Source organism: Pseudoalteromonas sp. meg-B1, assembly GCF_003173795.1.
In the GTDB taxonomy this organism is placed as follows: Bacteria; Pseudomonadota; Gammaproteobacteria; order Enterobacterales; family Alteromonadaceae; genus Pseudoalteromonas; species Pseudoalteromonas undina.
On record NZ_QGQU01000001.1, the window covers coordinates 771,282 to 792,154 of the forward strand.

Annotated in this window: 14 protein-coding genes; 6 read left to right on the forward strand and 8 right to left on the reverse strand. The window is 38.7% G+C overall.

Annotation, left to right across the window (positions count from 1 at the left end):
• Nucleotides 1-154: 154 nt before the first annotated feature.
• Nucleotides 155-1,579 (reverse strand): sugar porter family MFS transporter, encoded by a 1,425-nt coding sequence (locus tag DK924_RS03575; RefSeq protein ID WP_010388211.1) that lies wholly within the window; start codon nucleotides 1,577-1,579, stop codon nucleotides 155-157.
• Between the two features lie 193 nt (nucleotides 1,580-1,772).
• On the opposite strand from DK924_RS03575, the gene DK924_RS03580 reads away from it, so the two are divergent.
• Both DK924_RS03580 and DK924_RS03585 read left to right on the forward strand, forming a co-directional pair.
• Nucleotides 1,773-3,929, forward strand: coding sequence for an exonuclease domain-containing protein (locus DK924_RS03580; protein WP_109874883.1), 2,157 nt, complete (start codon nucleotides 1,773-1,775; stop codon nucleotides 3,927-3,929).
• A 236-nt stretch (nucleotides 3,930-4,165) separates the two neighbouring features.
• Nucleotides 4,166-4,693 carry a sel1 repeat family protein gene (locus tag DK924_RS03585; protein WP_109874351.1) on the forward strand — a complete coding sequence of 176 codons (528 nt, stop codon included), beginning with the start codon at nucleotides 4,166-4,168 and terminating at the stop codon, nucleotides 4,691-4,693.
• A gap of 2 nt (nucleotides 4,694-4,695) precedes the next feature.
• On the opposite strand, the gene DK924_RS03590 is transcribed toward DK924_RS03585, so the two are convergent.
• The 6 genes from DK924_RS03590 to dinG are packed head-to-tail and all read right to left on the reverse strand — an operon-like array spanning nucleotide 4,696 to nucleotide 9,509.
• On the reverse strand, nucleotides 4,696-4,848 hold the full coding sequence (locus DK924_RS03590; protein ID WP_109874352.1) for a DUF2496 domain-containing protein: 153 nt from the start codon (nucleotides 4,846-4,848) through the stop codon (nucleotides 4,696-4,698).
• Entirely contained in the window at nucleotides 4,841-5,113 is a 273-nt protein-coding gene (locus DK924_RS03595; RefSeq protein ID WP_008109379.1) for a late competence development ComFB family protein, read from the reverse strand. Before DK924_RS03595 ends, DK924_RS03590 begins: the two co-directional genes overlap by 8 nt.
• A gap of 50 nt (nucleotides 5,114-5,163) precedes the next feature.
• Nucleotides 5,164-6,048, reverse strand: a complete 885-nt coding sequence (locus DK924_RS03600; protein WP_109874353.1) for a histone deacetylase — start codon at nucleotides 6,046-6,048, stop codon at nucleotides 5,164-5,166.
• Nucleotides 6,048-6,656: a primosomal replication protein gene (locus tag DK924_RS03605; RefSeq protein ID WP_008109383.1), complete on the reverse strand. Its 609-nt coding sequence runs from the start codon at nucleotides 6,654-6,656 to the stop codon at nucleotides 6,048-6,050. Before DK924_RS03605 ends, DK924_RS03600 begins: the two co-directional genes overlap by 1 nt.
• A 1-nt stretch (nucleotide 6,657) precedes the next feature.
• Nucleotides 6,658-7,434 (reverse strand): TSUP family transporter, encoded by a 777-nt coding sequence (locus DK924_RS03610; RefSeq protein WP_109874354.1) that lies wholly within the window; start codon nucleotides 7,432-7,434, stop codon nucleotides 6,658-6,660.
• A complete protein-coding gene (gene dinG / locus DK924_RS03615) occupies nucleotides 7,434-9,509 on the reverse strand; it encodes an ATP-dependent DNA helicase DinG (RefSeq protein ID WP_054202434.1) in 2,076 nt (691 codons plus the stop codon). Before dinG ends, DK924_RS03610 begins: the two co-directional genes overlap by 1 nt.
• A 60-nt stretch (nucleotides 9,510-9,569) precedes the next feature.
• On the opposite strand from dinG, the gene DK924_RS03620 reads away from it, so the two are divergent.
• The 4 genes from DK924_RS03620 (at nucleotide 9,570) to DK924_RS03635 (ending at nucleotide 20,276) form a co-directional block, all read left to right on the forward strand.
• Nucleotides 9,570-11,918 carry a DNA polymerase II gene (locus tag DK924_RS03620; RefSeq protein WP_109874884.1) on the forward strand — a complete coding sequence of 783 codons (2,349 nt, stop codon included), beginning with the start codon at nucleotides 9,570-9,572 and terminating at the stop codon, nucleotides 11,916-11,918.
• Between the two features lie 307 nt (nucleotides 11,919-12,225).
• The gene (locus DK924_RS03625) at nucleotides 12,226-15,093 is read left to right on the forward strand and encodes a TonB-dependent receptor domain-containing protein (RefSeq protein ID WP_109874355.1); all 2,868 of its coding nucleotides are present in this window, start codon (nucleotides 12,226-12,228) and stop codon (nucleotides 15,091-15,093) included.
• A 372-nt stretch (nucleotides 15,094-15,465) separates the two neighbouring features.
• Entirely contained in the window at nucleotides 15,466-18,357 is a 2,892-nt protein-coding gene (locus DK924_RS03630; protein ID WP_055012782.1) for a TonB-dependent siderophore receptor, read from the forward strand.
• Nucleotides 18,358-18,524: 167 nt separating this feature from the next.
• Nucleotides 18,525-20,276, forward strand: coding sequence for a DEAD/DEAH box helicase (locus DK924_RS03635; RefSeq protein ID WP_109874356.1), 1,752 nt, complete (start codon nucleotides 18,525-18,527; stop codon nucleotides 20,274-20,276).
• Between the two features lie 36 nt (nucleotides 20,277-20,312).
• Here the strand turns inward: DK924_RS03635 and DK924_RS03640 are convergent, their stop codons facing one another.
• A complete protein-coding gene (locus DK924_RS03640; protein WP_010388233.1) occupies nucleotides 20,313-20,645 on the reverse strand; it encodes a ribonuclease E inhibitor RraB in 333 nt (110 codons plus the stop codon).
• Nucleotides 20,646-20,873: the final 228 nt, after the last annotated feature.

Below are 20,873 nucleotides of genomic sequence, written 5' to 3' on the forward strand. Positions count from 1 at the left end.
TTAACAGGCAAAAGCTTACAACGTGCCTGAGAGTATCCGCTTGCCAAATGGTTAAATGTATCTAATTAGTTTTATGAGCAGAAAAATAAGATAATAGAATGGGGGATTAGCCTGAGTAAACTAATGGAAAGTCGATGCTACTCAGGCTAAATAATTACATTGACTCTAGTTTCATACCGCGTGTTTCTTTGATGTATTTGACCACAAAAAATACACTAATAAATGCCGATAAGGCATAAAAGCCATAAGCGCCAGCTAAACCAATACTGCCGAGCATAATCGGGAAGGTCATAGTAATAGCAAAGTTAGCTATCCATTGCGCGCTAGCTGCAACAGCAAGGGCCGCACCGCGAATACGGTTATTAAACATTTCGCCAAGTAGCACCCACACTATAGGGCCCCAACTTAAGCCAAAAAATACCACAAACAAATTAGCCATTATTAATGCAAAGGTACCCATATTTTCGCTAAGTGCTAACTTGCCTGCTTCATCAAGTCCAGCGCTACCAAAGGTGTAAGTAAGTGCACTTAAACTAATAAACATACCTAAGCTACCTACCAATAATAGTGGCTTGCGGCCTACTTTATCAACCAAGGCAATAGCTATAAAGGTAGATAAAATATTGGTGGTGCCGGCAAGTACATTAATAAACAGTGATTGTGATTCATCAAAGCCGGCGGCTTGCCATAGCTCTGAACCGTAATAAAATACCACGTTAATACCAACAAATTGTTGGAAAACAGATAAAGCTACACCCACCCAAACAATAGGGTGTACTTTTTTACTGCCATCGATAAATAAATCGCGAATACTTGGCTTTTTATCACTTTGCAGAGACTGCTTAACGTCACTGATTTGTGTATCTGCATTATCATTTGAGATTTTGTTAAATACAGTTTTAGCGTGTTTAAGTTTACCTTGTGCAACTAGGTAACGCGGTGATTCTGGAATAAAAAGTACACCAATTAAAAATAAGCCTGCAGGAACAAGTTCAGCCCAAAACATCCAGCGCCACGCGGCTAAATCTAACATTAAAATACCCTCGGCACCGCCAGCAGCGTTAGCAATTAGGTAGTTACTTAAAAAAGCTGCAAATAAACCAAGAACTATAGCGAGTTGTTGCAGTGTAGCTAAGCGACCACGTAGACTCGCAGGAGCAACTTCCGCTATATAAGCAGGCGCTAAAACCGAGGCTGCACCTATACCTAACCCACCAAACAAGCGGTAAAAAATAAACTCAGCAGAACTATCTGCAATGCCAGAGCCAAAAGCGCTGACTGCAAATATAATGGCAGTGACAATCATAATAGCGCGACGGCCAAACTTGTCAGCTAATGGGCCAGCGGCGAATGCCCCTAATGCACAGCCTAATAATACAGATGCAACATTAAAACCAGTTGCAACACTGCTTGAATTAAATGTATTACCCAATGCCGATACGGTGCCATTTATAACGCCTGAATCAAAACCAAATAAAAAGCCACCAATAGCGGCAACGGCCGATATAAAAATAACATAAAAAAGCGAGCACTTAGTCTGTGCGCTATGCTCACCTTTAGTTGCATGCTGTGTTGTCATGTTGTTCAATCCTAATTTTTATTATGTGTAATGTAGTTAAAGTGCCACTAATAATTTGCGGGCAACCTTAGCACAGAGTAATCACGCTAAAAAAGATATTTCAATAGTAATACGTATGCATAAAAAATTTTATTGGGTTGATAAAAATAATGAGATGCTGGATACTGTTTTTATATACAGTATGGGCGGTTTTATGAAAAAAGAGTTACCAGCGAAATATTATTTGGCACATTTTAGAGAGCTATTAACTTTTGTGAGCGAGAAATGCATGCATTTACTCGAGCAAAAGCATCTTTTATTTATTAGTAAAATAAACGCGCTCGACGAGCAGAGCCAGTGTATGTTGGCGCGCATTTATTCTCGTAAGCCTTATTTAGTTCAAACCCAATCATTAAACTACGAAGAAATTAGCTCGCCATACCAAGCACTTTTTAAATTAAAAGCGGCAAAGTTAATTGTAGAACCCTCTGATAAAGATCATAGGCAACTACTAAGTCACCTAACAAAACCGGCGTTAATAGAGCTGCTAGAAAAGCAAGATCAACCGCCATTATTAAAAAAAAGCACTGCTAAAAGTAACTTAGTTGAAATAGCTATTTCATTCTTTGAATCTAAGCCAGAGTGTCTTGTACACTTATATAATCAGTACGTGATAAATAATAGAGAAGAGTACTACGAGTATTTTGAGTTTTTATATATTGGCAGACTCAGTGCTGGCGAGGTCAATCATCAAAATCGATTTGTACTGCGAGATTTAGGCGTAACACCTGTTAGGCAAGAGCATAGTGAAAGCTTGTCGCGCTTTGATTCAATAGAGGAAGCGCAGTCTAACTATAGATTAAACCGTTTGCGGCTAACGCTTAAAAATACAAAAGATGACAATGAAAGAGAGGTACTAGCAAAGAAGCTAATAAATGAAGTAGCGGTAGGAGATATTGCACAAGAGTTAAAAAACAAGTTACTGGTTATACTTTATAAGCAACTAAAAACAACTAACCCAACACTTGCGTTTGATGTACTTAATGCCTGCGAAGACGATGCACAAGCCCTCGAGATTCAAATAAGGGAGCAATACCGACAGGGCAATAAGCAATGGGTAAAAGCGCAGCTTGAGCAAATTATAGAAAACCCGCTTAGTGATGAGTTACTGTATTTTGCAGATGACTTTTTAATGCGTAAATTTAACAAGCAAACCCGTTCGCGGCTCAGTGAAATGTTAGCCAGTACACGCTGCATTATAGAAGTTGATGAACTTTACCGAGGCGATGTTGAGTTAGGTGTAAGCGATCACTACACTCGTCAAGGTAAGCAGGTTTTTTATACTGAGAATACCTTGTGGCAAAGTTTATTTACACTGGTTTTTTGGCAAGAGCTGTTTATTGAAACTCCGACGCCTCCTTGTAATGAATTTGATATTTTCCCGCAAGCGTTAAAAACAGACTCCTTTTACTTAAATCAATCCTCACAAATAGAAGCGCGGCTGGCTGCGTGTAATAGTACCCCCAAATTGCTGCGTTTAGTGTGTAACCATGCCGCGAAGTATTATGAGCAACCAAATGGCTTATTTAGGTGGCACCCAGATGTTTTAAAGCCAGTAGAGATGCTTATATTAAATAGCCCAATAACGGCTTTACTTCAGCATTTAAAAAATATGGCAAAGAACTACCGACAATTAAAAGATGGTTACCCCGATTTAATGATTGTTGATAACAGCGCTGTTCATTTTGAAGAGGTTAAAGCGCCTGGCGATAAGCTTAAAAGAAACCAGTTAGTGAGTATCGATAATTTAAAAAGCTGTGGCTTTATCGTAAATATTGCAGCGGTAAACTGGTATGTAGATCCTAAGCGGATTTATAGTGTGGTAGATATTGAAACGACGGGGGGACTAAAAGGGGGGAACCGAATTACCGAAATTGGTATTGTTAAAATACAGCAAGGCAACATCATTGATACATGGACTACGCTGATAAACCCAGAGCGGCCTATCCCTCGTTTTATTACTAAACTAACCGGTATCAACGACGCCATGGTAAGTGATGCGCCTATATTTAGCGACATTGTTTCGACTTTATTAGATAAGCTTTCGGGTAGTATTTTTGTCGCTCACAATGTTAATTTTGATTATGGCTTTATTAAAAAAGAGCTTGAGGAGCTGGGAATCAACTTTAAAATGCCAAAACTATGTACCGTTGTTGAATCACGTAAAGCATTTAAGGGATTAAAGTCGTATTCGCTCGGTAATTTATCGACACACTTTAATTTAGACTTAACTAACCATCACCGTGCATTAGACGATGCCAAAGCGGCCGCGCAGTTATTATTACTGGTTCAGCAAACGGACAGTCAGTGATAGATTTACGTCAGTTAAATGTATTGTACTTAAAGTAGCTTGGGTATAAACACAGGGTATTAAAAAATTAGGTTTATCTATTTTTAAATGGGCGGTTAAAACTGCGCTTATAAAAATAATCGCTGTAAGCTTTGCAATCCCATGATAGTATTAAATTTATGTTAACAACTTTTAAGGCGGGTGTTTTAAAAGTGGTGTTGTTTCTGGGCAAAAACAATAATAAATTAAGGATAATAATGAATCATCAACAATTGAGTGCCACTTTGCTGGTATTGATGGCTTTAATAACTGGCTGTAATTCGTCACCAATAAGTCTTTACAGCGATAATACTATGAAGAAAAAAGAATATAATGGTGTTAAGGCATACAGAAAAGGGGAGTTTGAAGAGGCTTTTAACTATTTAGAAGAGCCAGCTGCATTGGGTTATAAAAGTGCACAATACACCCTAGCGTTTATGTTTCTAAAAGGACAATATTTAGAGCAATCAACTAAGCTTGGTATGGGGTGGTTGGGGGTTGCTGCAGAAGCAGGCGTTGAAAATTGGTCACAACAATATGATACTTTTTATGCCGCTGCGACAACAGAAGAGAAGCAAGAAATAGATGCAATTGTTGCCGTTTATACTGAACAATTTGGTGTTAAAGCTCAAAACATGACCTGCCGTAGGTCAACATCACCTAGGCGCACATTCGGCGAAATTAAAATTGATTGTAATAAACACGATGGTGTTGTCACTGTTCATGAAATACAAACAATAGAGTAAAGCTAGTTACTAACTAGCTTTTTCTCAAAGTCACTTTTTACGATATCGAGCGCTTTTAATACTTCTTCTGGCTCTACATCGTGTTGCTCTAAAATCATAATTAAATCAACAGCCAGTTTCACGTGTGTAGGAGCTTGTTCTAGCTGATTACTCATGGAGCTCTTTCTTTTTAGCTATTTGATCAATCGCAAAATTAATGGCAACTTCTACGCGTTGCTGCATATCCAAACGATCTGTTTGAGTTAAATAAAACGCCATATCTACATCATAACGAATATAACGGGGGGGTAATTGATTGAGTACGGTGCAGCAAAAGTCAGCCATTACATCGTCGTTGTAACGTTCATTAAGTTTACGTTTTTCTATTTCTTCTAAAACGAGTTTTTCGTAAAAATTGTGTATGTCGTCATCTAATCGCATATTCCTGTCACTCTTTTTTATTGTCTGTAATGAGTCTATACCAAGGATTGTTATAAATCGAGAGTCGCTTTAAATAGTTGCTTATGGACACTAACTAAATTGTTGATGTTACGTTGATAACCGCCACCTAAAGCGCACGTCAGTGGTATGTTTCGCTGCTTACAAAAGTTAAGAACAGCAAAGTCGCGTTTATACACACCAGCTAGAGAAACATCAAATAAGCCGAGTTCGTCTTTGGTATAAATATCGGCGCCCGCATTATATAAAATAATATCGGGCTGGTGGAGACGAACACATAACTCAAGAGCTTGCTCTAGTGTTGTTAAATACTCTGCATCTGTGGTGTTTGCAGGTAAGCCAAAGTCATAGTTTGAGAGCTGTTTTTGCCGAGGAAAGTTTTGTTCGCAGTGAATTGAACAACTAATTATCTGCTCGTGCTGTTGGGTTATTTGCGCGGTACCGTCACCTTGGTGTACGTCACAATCAAATATTAATACGGTGTCGGCTTGCTCCGTTGCAATAAGATGCGCTGCCGCAATGGCTAAATCATTAAAAATACAAAAGCCACTGCCGTAATTGCTATAAGCATGGTGGTAGCCGCCACTTAAATTAGCCGCTAAACCACTTTTTGCACTTTCTGCGGCTTGAATACTGGCACCAACAGAGCAAAGTGTTCGCTCAACAAGTTCAGAAGAGTGAGGGAATCCTATTTTCTTAACCGCTTTGTCAGTTAACGACCCGTTTAAAAAGTTAGCAATATAATCTGAGTTATGGCACAAGTTTAATTGCGCTATTGTTGCAGGAGAAGGCGATATAAACTGGGTATAGCCTAAACATTCAACTTCATGTTTAAGCTGCTGATACTTTTTAATTGGAAAGCGATGGCGTTCAGGTAACTCTAATTGCGAGTACAGATCGTGATAAAAAAGCTGCATTAGCGTAGCTGTTGTTTTTCTACTTGTTGAATTTTGTCTTCGGTGGCAGAAATTGCTTTTCTACAACGCCCGAGTCGCGCATGAGTGGTTAAAATTTCCTGGTTAAGCTTTTGTGCCTGCGCTGGTGATGCTTTTTCCATTTGTAATTTACGCTCTTCAATCATCAGTACTAGGCGGCGCTCAAATTCATGGTTTTGTTTAAGTTCATCATATAATTCGTGGGATGATTGCATGATTTTTTGCACCGCTTGTTTATAAACAGGCTGTTTAGCACGAGGCTTATAATGACTTTTATTTTCTTTCACCCAAATAGGGGTTGATTTAATAACATTAAATACCGCTTGTACCTGACTGGCAATACGCTCAAGTGCATAGGTGTAAGCATGACGGTGTTCGCTCGGTGGTAGGCTGGCTATTTCATCTTCTATTTCTACTACATAGTCGGCTAAGTTCATGCTTTTGGTACTAAATACGGCTCTGTCAAATAAGCTCGGCTGTGCCTGCATATACCTGTTTTTAGAAAAGAGCTTTGCTTTGTCAAATTGCTCTGCCTGTTGCTTAAGCGTGGCAACTTGTTGGCGTAGTTTGTCTAAAGCGGCAGGTTGCATGTTAAAAGTATGCCTCGTAAATTAGTTTTAATGCTAAAAGTATAACCATAGTATTAAATACTGGACGAATAAATTTACTGCCAAAACGAATCGCTGAATGTGCGCCAAACCATGCACCAAGCATGATAAAGAAGCCCATTGTAATTCCCAGTAAGAAGTTAACATGGCCAAGTGCAACAAAGGTGATCAGCGAGATAAAGTTAGAAACAAAATTCATCGAACGCGCCAAACCACAATTAAGTAGCAAACTCATTTTATAAAGCATACCGTTTGAGGCAGTCCAAAAAGTTCCCGTTCCAGGCCCAGCTAAACCATCAAAAAAACCTAGGCTTAATCCTTGTAGCCACTGTTTTAGTTTTATGGTGGGGGTTAACTTAGGCAGGTCGTCACTTTGTGTGGTACTTAAATTACCAAACAAGCTGTAGCAAGCCACTAAAATAATAATAATAGGTAAGAGCTTATTTAAAAACTCAATGCTTAAATGATCAACAATGAGTGTGCCTAACAAAGCACCTATGGCGGTAGCCATAATAGAAGCAAACCAAAATCGTGGGTTAAATAACTGTTTTTTATAATAGGTGATACTGGCAGTTAACGAGCCAAAACTGGCGGCCAATTTATTAGTGCCAAGCGTTAAATGAGGAGGTAATCCCGCCGTTAACAGTGCTGGTACAGTAAGTAATCCACCGCCGCCAGCAATAGCATCAATAAAGCCCGCTAAAAGTGCAACGCCACATAAAATAGCCCAAGTTGTTGGGTCGAGTGCAAGTTCAAACATCAGTAATCTATTTGTCTTTTAAAAGGTGGTAAGGTGTCAAGCATGGCTTTGCCATATCGTTTGGTGATTAAGCGTCTATCTAAAATAGTTATTGTGCCAATATCACTTTCTTTGCGCAGCAGTCTACCACAGCTTTGTACCAATTTCTTTGCTGCGTCTGGCACGGTTATAGATAAAAACGGATTACCGCCTTTACTTTGCACAAACTCCGCTTGTGCTTCTTCGATAGGCGAGGTGGGCACCGCAAATGGAATTTTTGTAATAATTAGGTTTTCTAAATATTTACCTGGTAAATCAAGTCCTTCAGAAAGGCTTTGGGTGCCAAATAAAATACTGCCTTTGCCTTCATCAATATTTTTAGTGTGTAATTTGAGTAAAGCTTCTCGTGACATTTCACCTTGTACTAATAAGTTAAATCCTTTTGTTCTAAGGAATTTACTTACATGGTCCATTTGCCAGTAAGAGGCAAATAACACTAAGTTGGCTTTTTTAGTGTTTAGATACTCGGGTAGTGTTTTAGCAATATGATCGCTAAATTCTTTATCTGTTGGCTCTATGCTTGACGTCGGAATACGCAGAGTGGCTTGTTTTGGGTAGTCAAACGGGGAGGGGACTTTAATAAACTTTACCCCTTCTTCTTTAGCAAGGCCACTTTCATAGGCAAAATGATCAAATGAGCCTAGTGCGCTCAAGGTAGCAGAACATAGCACGGCTCCAGCACATTCGCTCCACAGCTTGTCTTTTAAATAGTAACCGACCTCAATGGGGCAGTCGCTAAGCAAGTGATCATGATGGCTTTTATATTCAAGTCGTTTTATCCAACGCGCATGCGGCGTGCCTTCGCCTTTAGTAGCGTAACTAAACCATAATTTATTAAGTTGTTCTAACCGGTTTATGTATTGCCCACTTTCAGCCAGAATGGGGTCGGCAACATAAGGTTTAATATCACCGTCGCTTACATCTTGTGTGAGGGTATCGTGCATTTTATTCAAACAGCGTAAAGCATCAAGCGTAGCCTCACTAATGTCTTTTGCCTTCGCATGTAGCGATTTAGGAATTTCACCATGTTCAAAGCGATAGGTATCGTCTTTTGAATATTCAAAATCGGCGTTGTCGAGAATATCGCGGACTACTTTTAAATCTTTGTTAGCATCGTTAACGCTATCGCATAACTTAAAGTTTTGCCCAATACCTTTTTGCCCCACTAACACTTTGGCCATTTTGCCACTAAATTTAGTGAGTTTGTCGAGCCAATCTATCGTGCCTTTTATGGTAGCTGCAGCAGATGAAAAGTCGCGGGTAATATGCGCAAGGTGATGCGCTTCATCGATTACATAAATGGTATTGTCGGGTTCGGGTAAAATTTTTCCGCCCCCTAAATCTAAATCGGCTAACAGTAACGAATGGTTTATAACTAATACATCCATTTGCATTAACTGCTGGCGGGCGAGTTGAAAAGGACATGTTTGGTGTGCTTTCATCTGGCGTTGGCAAGCATGCTTATCGCAGGCGATTAGTCCCCATACCCTATCAGGAATGGTATCAGCCCAGCTGTCTCTATCGCCTTGCCATTTTTTGTTTACATAGGCATCGTAAAGTTGCTTTAAGCACTTAGTTTCCATATCACTTAGTGGTGATGTAAGGGTAGGCATAAACTCCATTTGAGTTTGGCTATCGCTGTTCAGCGCATTATGAAGTTTGTGAGCGCAAATATAACGTTGGCGGCCTTTTACTAAATCAAATTTAAAATCGAGCCCTGAGTGCTTTTTAAAAAACGGCAGTTCTTTAGCGATTAATTGCTCTTGCAAAGCAACAGTAGCCGTAGAAATAACCAGTTTCTTTTTTTGTGCTAATGCCAATGGTAGAGCGCCTAGACAGTAAGCTAATGACTTACCGGTGCCGGTGCCTGCTTCAATAACACAAATACGTTGTTTTTTATGGTATTCACCGGCTAATGTTTTGGCGATTTCAGCAACTAAATAGTTTTGACTACTGCGAGGGCGGTAATCGGTTAGGTTATTTGCAACATGCTGGTGTACTTGTCTAATTGTTTTTTTAAGTGAGCTCGATAGCATGTGATGATTAACCTAAAATATGTATATAATTACAGTGTATATATTAAGTGGGATCGAACATTGACACAAGCAATCTATCAGGGCTTTATTTTATCAAGGCAACAATACGGGGCTAAAAATGCACAAGGTATTACTTTGTGTTACTGGCTAAGCTCTGATCAGGGCCCGATAAAAGTGACGATTGAAAACCAGCAAGCGGTATTCTTCATCCCATTAGCACAGCAGCAGGCAGCGAATACCTTGTTGACTAAGGCGAGTGTTAACGTCCAGTTTAATAATGTTGAGCTTTGTCACTTTAGTGGTAGCGAGTGTGTTGCCTGTTACTTTAACGATATAAAAAGCCTATACACTGCAAGAGCTCTTTTAGAGCAAGTAATGCCAATTTACGAAGCCGATGTGCGCCACAGTGATCGCTTTTTAATGGAGCGCTTTATTAAAGGAGGTGTATGGGTAACCGGTAACGCCAAAGCTCAAAACGGCTTTATTGAAATTAGTAATGCAAAGCTAAAAGCAAACACCGAGTATACGCCAACGCTTAAGTCTGTTTCTTTGGATATAGAATGCAATGGCGACGGGGTGTTATTTAGTGTTGCACTGGTGGGAAATGGTTTAGATTGTGTATTGATGATAGGTGAGCAACAGCTGCAGAGTGACTCGACATTTGAAATAGACTGGTGCTATGACGAAATTAACCTACTCACCAAGCTGCAGCAGTACATTATAAATAATGACCCCGATGTTATTGTTGGTTGGAATGTTATTGATTTTGATTTTAGTTTATTGCAAGAACGCGCTAAGGCGTTAGGGCTTACTCTAAACTTTGGCCGAGATAATCAACCTTTATATATTAATAAGGGTCATTACACCCGATTAACGCTCCCAGGGCGGTGCGTCATTGATGGCATTGATACCTTGAAGAATGCCACTTATAGATTTGACAGCTTTTCGTTAGCTAATGTTGCAGAGCGGGTGCTTAACGAATCTAAATTAATAAAAACCGACAACCGATTAACAGAAATTGTTCGTCAATTTAATGAAGACAAGCTCGCTCTTGCTGCCTACAACCGTCAAGACTGTATTTTGGTTAATCAAATTTTCGAAAAATTGAAGTTATTTGAATTTGCCATAGTTAGAACTCAAATCACTGGGCTCGAACTTGAGCGCATGGGGGGATCGGTTGCCGCATTTACAAACTTATACTTACCGTTATTACACCGCAGTGGTTATGTTGCCCCCAATTTAGGCGATCATGGGCTCTCATTTGAGAGCCCAGGTGGCTATGTGATGGAGTCGACTCCAGGGCTGTATAAAAACGTTTTGGTATTGGATTTTAAAAGCTTATATCCTTCAATTATGCGTACGTTTTGTATTGACCCGCTAGGCTTAATCGTAGGGCTAAATGAGCCAGAGCAAGCAGTTGAAGGATTTAATCAGGCATTATTTTCAAGAACGCAGCACCACCTGCCTAAATTAATTGAGCACCTGACACAAACTCGCCAAGAAGCCAAAGACACTAATCAACCCATGCTCTCGCAAGCGATTAAAATTATTATGAATAGTTTATATGGTGTACTCGGCTCTAAAGGCTGTCGGTTTTACGACCCGCGCTTATCGAGTTCTATCACTTTACGTGGCCATGAAATAATGCAAACAACCCGTAAATGGATAGAAGTGCAAGGCTTTGAGGTAATATATGGTGATACCGACTCTACGTTTGTAAAACTTAGTGAAGATAAAAGCTCTGAGCAATGTAACGAAATTGGCTGCCAACTTGTTCGACATATCAACGAAAAGTGGCAAGTAGAATTAAAGCAGCGTTATGACTTAAAAAGCTATTTGGAAATTGAATTTGAAACTCATTACAGTCCGTTTTTTATGCCAACTATACGAGGTAAAAAAACAGGTTCTAAAAAACGTTATGTGGGGCAAGTAACTAAAAATAATGAGAAAAAACTTGTATTTAAAGGTATGGAAACAGTACGTAGCGATTGGACTGAGTTTGCACAAGAGTTTCAAACACAGTTATTCGAGACATTATTTACCGACAACTTCGAAATACAGCAACTGCACGATATTATAAATAGCTACACTCAAAAACTTTATAATGGTGAGTTTGACCGTAAATTAGTATATAGAAAGCGTTTAGGGCAGCACCTTAACGATTATATTAAAAATATCCCACCTCACGTTCAAGCAGTTAAAAAACACAAAGCGAGCCATCCTGAGTTTGAAATAAAACGCGGACAAGTAATCGAATATGTTTACGCAGTATCCGGCGCTGAGCTTTATACCGGTAAAAACACTCTGAACTACCCGCTGTACATCCAAAGACAACTCGACCCTGTTGCGCAAATGATATTAAGCGCATTAAACACACCAACTGAATCTACTCAAGCTTCGTTGTTTTAGTATAAAAATAGGAAAGCTTTAATTGAATAGTAATCAACGATAAATTTATTGCAATTTATGAAATAGTTATTTTTGTGGGGTTTAGGTGTGAATTTAATTAGTGTCTTTATATATAAAATCACCACCATGTTAATTTTATATCTGTATGTGTGTCTTATTTATTTCATGTAGTTTATTTATTGTTAATTATATGTTGACCGCTCCTCGTTGTAAGCATTATCATAAGGCTATGATCATCAAATTAACGCAACTTGTGTTGGTGATTTGTTAAATATAAAAAACATAACGGTATTCTAGGGAGAATCAAATGTTAAATAATAAAGTTTCAAAAGCAGTTCGCTTAGCGATTGCTTTTGGTGCAGTATCAACAGCTGCATTTTCTGCAAGCACAACAGCTGCAGAGGAAGGTCTTGAAAAAGTTGAACGTATTCAAGTTACAGGTTCTCGTATTAAGCGTACAGACCTAGAAACTTCTAGTCCAGTCACTGTAATGACTGCTGAAGAGATTAAATTAAGCGGTTTCACTCGTGTGGAAGATATCTTGAATCAGTTGCCACAAATTGAAGCTGCTGAAAGTTCATTTTTAGCCAATGGCGCCACAGGTACTGCGACTGTAGATCTACGTGGTTTAGGTTCAAATAGAACATTAGTACTAATTAACGGCCGAAGAATGCAAGCGGGTAGTATTACCTCTCAGGTTGCAGATATAAACCAAATCCCTTCATCGTTGATTAAGCGAGTAGATGTTCTTACTGGTGGTGCTGCGGCTATATATGGTGCTGATGCTGTTGCTGGTGTTGTTAACTTTGTGATGGACGACCAGTTTGAAGGTATTTCACTCAACGTAGGTACTTCAGGTTATCAACATAATAATGATAACAAATACATCCAAGGCTTGATGGATGAAAAAGACTTCAACTATGATACAGGTAGCACTGGTATCGATGGCAAATCTTACAGCATAGATTTCACTGTTGGTGGTGCATTTGATGGAAGCAAAGGCCATGCCGTTGGTTATGTAACTTACAACCGTCAAACTGAATTATTACAAGGCTCTCGAGATTACTCATCGTGTGCATTAGATAAAGCAGGTCAAGCTTGTGGTGGTTCTGGTACCACTCCAAATCCATTTTTCGATATCTACCCTGTAGTTGACGGCGAAGTTGATTACAAGCAAAACTTTTATGGATACTTAGATCCAAATGGTTCTGGGTTTAGAGAAGATGATGGTTATCGTTACAACTATGCCCCAGTTAATCACTTTTTAAGACCAAACGAACGTTTCACTCTGGGTACTTTTATCGATTATGAAATCAACGATACTTTTCGCCCTTATTTAGAATTCTCTTTTATGCATAACAGAACTGCAGGTCAAATTGCAGAATCTGGTACGTTCTATAATGATGAAATTTTATTTGACTACAATAACCCTTTATTGTCTGATACTCAAAAGCAACAGCTACAAGGTTTGTTTAACCAAGATGGAAGTGACCAGTTTGTTGCATACATTGGTAAACGTAACATTGAAGGTGGTCCACGTTCTGATAATCTAGAACATTCTTCATACAGAATTTTAACGGGTATGGAAGGTGAACTAAACGATAATTGGTCATATGATGTTAGTTATAATTATTCTGCAACGACGTCTAGCTCAGTATATAAAAATGATTTACTTGCACCAAAAATAGCTCCTCGTGTTGGTGCTGTAGATACTGAATGTGCTCAAGATGATGGTTGTTTATATTACAACGTATTTGAACTTGGTGGAGTAACACCTGAACAAGCAGCTCAACTTGCTGGTGTTGGTACTCAAACTGGTTTAGTTACTCAAGTTATATACAGTGGTTATATTAGTGGTGAGTTCGATTGGACATTACCTACGGCTTCATTACCTGTAGGTGCGGTATTTGGTGTTGAACGTCGTGAACAAGACTATGAGCGTGTATCAGATACTGTTTATGAAGAAGGTCAATTATTAGGTCAGGGTGGTCCTTCACCAAGTCTATATGGCGTAATTGATGTAAACGAAGTTTATGGTGAGTTACAAATTCCAGTATTAGACAATTTAAATGTATCAACTGCAGCACGTTGGTCTGATTATTCAACAACTGGTTCGGACACAACCTACTCAATTGGTGTTGATTACACTCTTGCAGATACTTATAAGTTCAGAACTAGTTTTGCGAAGGTTGTGCGTGCTCCTAATATTGGTGAACTATTCGCAGCTCAAAGTCTTGGTTTGTGGAGTGGTGCAGATGGTTGTGCTGGTGATCCAGCAGCAGCAGATGCAGCTGACAGACCAACTTACTCTGCTAGTCAATGTGCCAATGCTAGTGTAAGTGCTGATCAATACGGTAACATTGGTGAATCACCTGCTGGACAATACAATGAGTTAGCTGGTGGTAATCCTGCGCTTCAACCAGAAGAGGGTGAAACGCTTACCATTGGTTTAGTAGCTTCTCCTTTTGAAAACTTTAACTTCTCTGTAGATTACTTCAAAATTGAGATTGAACAAGTTATAGGTGAAGTTGGTGCTGAGCGTATACTTAACAACTGTGCTGAAACTGGCGATGCATTTTTCTGTAACAACATTACTCGTAGCCCATCAGGAAGCCTTTGGTTAGGTCAAGCAGGTTTTGTAACCAACCTTAGCGATAACATTGGTGGTAGAACATGGGAAGGTATTGATGCTACAGCTGCATATTCAATGGATCTAGAAAATGCAACTTTGAAGTTTGACATCAACGGTTATTACAGCATGAAGAAAGAGGTTGAGCCTATCCTAGGTGATTCATCTTTAGCATATGACTGTGCTGGTAATATTAATTCAGACTGTTTTGCTTCACCAAAATGGCGTCATACTTCTAATATTAACTACATCCGTGACGATTGGCGTATAGGCGCTAAATGGCGCTATTACGGTGGTATCGATTATGATGGTGTTGATGATAAATCTTTAGTTGAAAATGGCGGGATTGGTTCTTATAGTTTCATCGATTTATCTGGTACTTACTCATACAATGAGCATGTTACATTTACAGGTGGTATTAATAATATCTTCGATAAAGAGCCTCCAATGGTGGGTAACACAATTGCTAGTAATGCAAATACTGTTGCTGGTTTTTATGATACCTTAGGCCGATTTGTACATGTTAGCTTTAACTTAAAGTTCTAACAAAATAGCTACAAAAATAAATGAAAGCCCATACTTGGTATGGGCTTTTTTTTTTGAAAAATTTTAAAAATTGGCTAAAGAGCAGGATGATTTTGATTTCTTGTTAATTAACTTCTAGAGAAAAAGATATTTATTAGTAATGATATTTTGCGGTTGTAGCTGTATTTGATTAGTTTAAAAATACGGTCTAGTCATAAATGCTTGGTTTTTCTTGTGTGAATGTAAAGTAAAGACTTAAATTTGGTTACTTTTGTTTTTATTGTTAATGCTGTGTTGACCTTTAACTTCATCTAGGATTATTATAGGAACTTAGCAAGTTTATAAACTTCTTGTTAAATAATAAAAATATAATAGTGTTCTAGGGAGAATCACATGTTAAACAATAAAGTTTCAAAAGCAGTTCGTTTAGCGATCGCTTTTGGTGCAGCATCTACAGCTGCTTTCTCAGCAAGTACATTTGCTGCAGAAGAAGAAAATGCAGAAAAAGTAGAAAGAATTGAGGTTACGGGTTCACGTATTAAGCGCTTCTCTGAAGTTTCTCCAACACCAGTTACAACTATAACAGGTGTTGAACTTACGAATGCCGGTATTACAAACGTAGCTGATCTATTACAGAAACTTCCATCTTCAGGTGTTGGCTCTGCCCCAACAACTACAACAAACACAATTTTTGGTGCAGGTATTAATACAACTGACTTGCGTCAATTAGGTGAAGGTCGTACCCTTGTTCTTGTTAATGGTCGTCGTTACGTAGGTGCATCGGTTGATAATCCAGCTGTTGACTTAAATGGTATTCCGACTGAAATGATTGAACGTATGGATATCGTTCACGGTGGTGCATCAGCAGTTTATGGTTCTGATGCCGTTGCTGGTGTTGTAAATATTATTTTGAAGAAGTCTCAAGATACTATCGATTTTAATTACAAAAAATCTATGCCTGAGCAAAATGGCGGTGGTTCTGAATTTTTCTCATTCACTTTTGGTGGTGAAGGCGAAAAAACTAGCTTCATTACAAGCTTATCTTACTCTGAAACAGAGCAATTAGAAGCACAAGATCGAGACTTCCTCAGAAACCCTATCAACACAATGCTAAACCCTGATAATGTTGATGATAAAGACGGTATTCCAGCAAGAACTTATGCTGAAAATCCTGGGCTTCAGACGTTAGGTATATATGATCGTGCTGGTGATGCATTTTTACCAGGTGGTCAATATGTTTTTGGGGACAATGGTGAGCTAATACCATTTGAGATTGGTGGAAAGACACAGCCCGCTCCAAACTCTCAACTTCGCTATTTTGGTGATGAGTTCTCAAATGGTTACAAATTTATTGAACACCAAGATTTGGCAACGCCACTTAACCGTTTCAATGTTTTTACAAACGTGGTAAATCAGTACCATGACGACCATTCAATGAATTTTGAGGTTTCATTCTCTAAAGCAAGTGCTTACGCAGAGAGTAGCCCAATATTTCTTGCTGAAAGTCTTCGTGCAGATAACGCATATTGGCACCCAGATGCTAAAGCCCAGTTTGCTGATGCAGGCTATGCTGATGATAGAAACATCACTGTATATAAGTTAGCTTCAGGCTTCGGTAATCGTACTTATGAAGATGATCGTACTTCATTTAATACAACTCTTTCATTCCAAGGTTTATTATTAGAAGAATATGATTATGAAGTATATTTTAGCTATGGTCGTAATAAAAATGACACAACTTGGAATGGTGAGTTTTTAGAAGAAAACTTCAATAAAGCTATTGATGCTGTAATGGTAGATGGTGAAATTCGTTGTGCTAACAGAGACGCTGATGGAACCCTTCTTGGTGCACTAGATGGCTGTCAACCATTAAGCCTATTTGGCTTAAACGGTGCGTCGCAAGAGGCACTAGACTATGTAACAACATCAGCTTCAATTTCAAAAGTTAAACAGCAACAAGTAATTGGTGGTGTTATCTCTGGTTATGCTTTTGATATGCCTGCGGGTGGAGTTTCTTTTGCACTTAGTGCTGAGCATCGTAAAGAAACAGGTTCTAATGAGCCTGGTGCTGCTATGCAAAATAACCTAGTGTTTGGTAACTTTGTAAAAGCTTGGGATGGTGAATTTACAGTTGATGAAATCGGTATTGAAACTTCTATTCCTTTATTAGTGGATGCGCCGTTTGTTGACTCTCTAAGCTTAGAGCTTGCTGCACGTTACATGGATTATTCTTCAGTAGGTGATAATGTTGCTTGGAAAGTTGGTTTCAACTATGCAATGAACGATCAGCTTCGTTTCCGTGGTACAAAATCAAAATCAGTTCGTGCTCCATCATTATCTCAGTTATACGCTGCAGGTACTCAATCATTCGCTTCTTATGGCGACCCTTGTGATCAAACACGCATAGCAACGGCTAATGACTCTAAAAAAGCTAATTTAATTGCTAACTGTAAAGCTGCTGGTATCCCTAACCCAGGGATTCTTGACGGTGATTGGAGACCTTCACAGGATTGGCGTCAAGTTACACCGCCAAGTGTTAACTCGGGTAACCCTGAATTACAAGAAGAGACATCAGATGATACTTTATTTGGTGTGATTTATACGCCAACAGAAAATATCACTTTGATTGCTGATTATTGGAGTTTTGATGTTGAAGACGCAATAAACTCGCTAGGTGCGCAGCGTGTAGTAAATGACTGTTATGAAGCTTCAAGCCTTGATAACAGCGCATGTGCTCTAGTTGACCGTGATCCTGCAACACTAGATATTACTCTTGTTCGTAACGGTCCATACAACTTAGCATCTTATGCGTTGAAAGGTGTTGATTTAGAGGGTAACTATAAGTATGAAACAGAGTTTGGTTTATTTGATGTTCGCTTACTTGCAAGTTACTTAGAACACAGAGAGTTCAATACTGATGTTTCAAGCGAAAGCTATGAAATGACACCGACAGTTGGTGAAGTTAGATACCCACGTTGGCAAGGTAATTTAACAATTGGCTACAGCTATGAAGACTTATATGTTGGTATGGTTGGTAAATACCGCCATGCTACTGTTCTTGATAGAGAGTGGACAATAGAAAATAATGATTATAACGATGTACCTTCTTATACTGAGTGGGATCTAAATGCACGTTATAACGTTAATGATATGGTTGAGTTACGTGCTGGTGTTGCTAACTTATTCGACGTTACCCCACCAAGAAATCCTGGAACTTATGATGATGGTGAGTTCTTTGATGTGTATGGTCGTCGTATCAACATTGGATTAAACATCCGTTTCTAATATATTTAGATAATGAAAAGGGCTGATATTTATCAGCCCTTTTTTATTTTCTAAAAAATAATCAGGCAATCTATAATTTTTTATGTTCTCAAACATCATTAATGCGTCTTCGTAATGTAATAAACTTTTTGTTAGTATTACACTTATTAAATCTTCTGTATCCTTAAATGACCTACACCCTCAGACCCTACCAAAAAGAGGCGGTTGAACGCACCGTTTTACACTTTAGAAAAACTAACGAACCTGCTGTTATTGTTTTACCTACAGGTGCGGGTAAAAGTTTGGTGATAGCTGAACTTGCGCGTATTGCTAAACAAAAAATATTGGTGTTGGCGCACGTAAAAGAATTAGTGGAGCAAAATGCTCAAAAATATAAAAGCTTTGGTCTTGAGGCGAGTATATTTTCCGCAGGACTCAAAGAGAAGTCGTTAATCCACCAAGTTACTTTTGCCAGTGTGCAGTCGTTATCGCGTAATCTAAATAAACTTAATGAGCACTACTCATTACTTATTATTGATGAGTGTCACAGAGTAAATGGCGAAAAGAAAAGCCAATACGGAAAAGTTATTAATGCACTTAAATCTCACAACCCTGAATTAAAAGTATTAGGTTTAACCGCGACGCCTTACCGATTAGGGCTAGGCTGGATTTATCAGCATCATTACCATGGCTTTGTGCGTGGTAATAAGGAAAGCCCATTCAAACGCTGTATTTTTGAATTACCTTTGCGTTATATGATCAAGCATAACTACTTAACTCCCCCTAAAGAGGTTGATGCTGCAATTAGCCATTATGACTTTTCATCTTTAACTAGCAATGCATTTGGGCAGTATAGTAATGAGGATATGAATGCGCTGTTAAAAAAATCGACCCGTGCAACTCAAACAATTCTGCAGCAGGTTATTCAATATAGTGAGAAGCGTCATGGCGTGATGATATTTGCCGCAACGGTTATGCATGCACAAGAGATAATGACCTATTTACCAGAGGATCACAGTGCGCTGATCACTGGAGATACTTCTAATAGCGAGCGCGATAAAATAATTAAGCAATTTAAAGCTCAACAATTAAAGTATTTAGTGAATATATCGGTTCTTACAACGGGCTTTGATGCTCCCCATGTTGATTTTATTGCTATTTTACGGCCCACAGAGTCAGTAAGTTTATACCAGCAAATTGTAGGTAGAGGTTTAAGGTTGGCTGAGGGTAAAGATGATTGTTTAGTAATTGACTATGCGAGCAATGGCTTTGATTTATTTTACCCTGAGGTGGGTGATAAAAAAGGCGATAGTGATAATGAACCCGTGCAAGTGCTGTGTCCTGGGTGTGGGTTTGCCAATATATTTTGGGGTAAAACAGACGCTGATGGCAAAGTAGTTGAGCACTTTGGTAGGCGTTGCCAAGGCTTATTAGAAGACGATAATGGGGTAAGCGAGCAATGCGATTATCGTTTTCGTTTTAAAGAGTGTGAGCAGTGCGGCGCACAAAATGATATTGCTGCTCGAAAATGCCATGACTGTGGTGCTGTGATGGCCGATCCTGATGATAAGCTTCGTAATGCGTTAAACCTTAAAGATGCATTAGTACTTCGTTGTAGTGGCTTGAGTGTGACTAAACTTAAAGAGCAATTGTTAAAAGTTACTTATTTTGATGAAGACGGAGCCAGTTGTGATGAAGTTTTTGATTTAGCAAACAAAGGATCACAGTATTACTTTAATAAGCAATTTGGTAAGCGTGTAGGGCAGGGACAGTCACCAATTGAATTTATCAGTGCAGAGCAAGTTATAAAAGCCCAGTTTGATTTAATACCACCGGATTTTGTGATTGCTCGAAAAAGTAAAAAGTATGGCTGGAAAGTAGCAGATAAACTTTTTGATTATAAAGGCGGCTTTAGAAAAGCAAACCAGCTAAGCCGATAGGCTAAGCTGGATATCTCATTCATCATGAAATTAGGGTTATACTTCTTCTGCGTCTAATCCCCAACCATCGCCATAACCATTTAAGCTATTAGCGATACTTTCAATATATTGTTCTGCTTGGCCTAAAAGTGCATGCTCTGGAACCATTTGTACATGGGCTATTACCTCCCAAACACCGGTATCTTTACATTTCTCAACATCAGCAGTTTGCACTAATGCATCGTTTACAATCTCAGTTGCAAATTTTTCGGCATCAGCCTGTTGTTCAAATAAAATATAAAAATCAATTTGTTGCATTTTACTTAAATCTACACCGGCGGCGGAAATTTCAGCAAGAAGCTGGCCATTATCATCATCAGGAAATTGCATTTAAAACTCATAAATTAGTGTTTATTCATTAGCACTATTGTAACCAAAATAAATCATTAAAGCGCAAGAATTTTTAGTTAAGCTCAAAGCGGTTTAAAAGATTCGCATAGAGCCAGCTAATATTTTAGACGCTGATAATGATTAAGTTAATGTTAGGCTCATTATCGCTATGCTATTATTGTGTCGTTAATTTGTTGTTTTTTATGGGTACATAGTAAGGATGATTAC

What these genes read in the sequence shown, in the direction of transcription:
- DK924_RS03590 (WP_109874352.1), bottom strand. Translation starts at nt 4,848, where the DNA reads ATGAGTAATCAGCTAGAACAAGCTCCTACACACGTGAAACTGGCTGTT.
- DK924_RS03600 (WP_109874353.1), bottom strand. Translation starts at nt 6,048, where the DNA reads ATGCAGCTTTTTTATCACGATCTGTACTCGCAATTAGAGTTACCTGAA.
- DK924_RS03625 (WP_109874355.1), top strand. Translation starts at nt 12,226, where the DNA reads ATGTTAAATAATAAAGTTTCAAAAGCAGTTCGCTTAGCGATTGCTTTT.
- DK924_RS03595 (WP_008109379.1), bottom strand. Translation starts at nt 5,113, where the DNA reads ATGCGATTAGATGACGACATACACAATTTTTACGAAAAACTCGTTTTA.
- DK924_RS03610 (WP_109874354.1), bottom strand. Translation starts at nt 7,434, where the DNA reads ATGTTTGAACTTGCACTCGACCCAACAACTTGGGCTATTTTATGTGGC.
- DK924_RS03635 (WP_109874356.1), top strand. Translation starts at nt 18,525, where the DNA reads ATGACCTACACCCTCAGACCCTACCAAAAAGAGGCGGTTGAACGCACC.
- DK924_RS03605 (WP_008109383.1), bottom strand. Translation starts at nt 6,656, where the DNA reads ATGCAACCTGCCGCTTTAGACAAACTACGCCAACAAGTTGCCACGCTT.
- DK924_RS03640 (WP_010388233.1), bottom strand. Translation starts at nt 20,645, where the DNA reads ATGCAATTTCCTGATGATGATAATGGCCAGCTTCTTGCTGAAATTTCC.
- DK924_RS03575 (WP_010388211.1), bottom strand. Translation starts at nt 1,579, where the DNA reads ATGACAACACAGCATGCAACTAAAGGTGAGCATAGCGCACAGACTAAG.
- dinG (WP_054202434.1), bottom strand. Translation starts at nt 9,509, where the DNA reads ATGCTATCGAGCTCACTTAAAAAAACAATTAGACAAGTACACCAGCAT.
- DK924_RS03630 (WP_055012782.1), top strand. Translation starts at nt 15,466, where the DNA reads ATGTTAAACAATAAAGTTTCAAAAGCAGTTCGTTTAGCGATCGCTTTT.
- DK924_RS03580 (WP_109874883.1), top strand. Translation starts at nt 1,773, where the DNA reads ATGAAAAAAGAGTTACCAGCGAAATATTATTTGGCACATTTTAGAGAG.
- DK924_RS03585 (WP_109874351.1), top strand. Translation starts at nt 4,166, where the DNA reads ATGAATCATCAACAATTGAGTGCCACTTTGCTGGTATTGATGGCTTTA.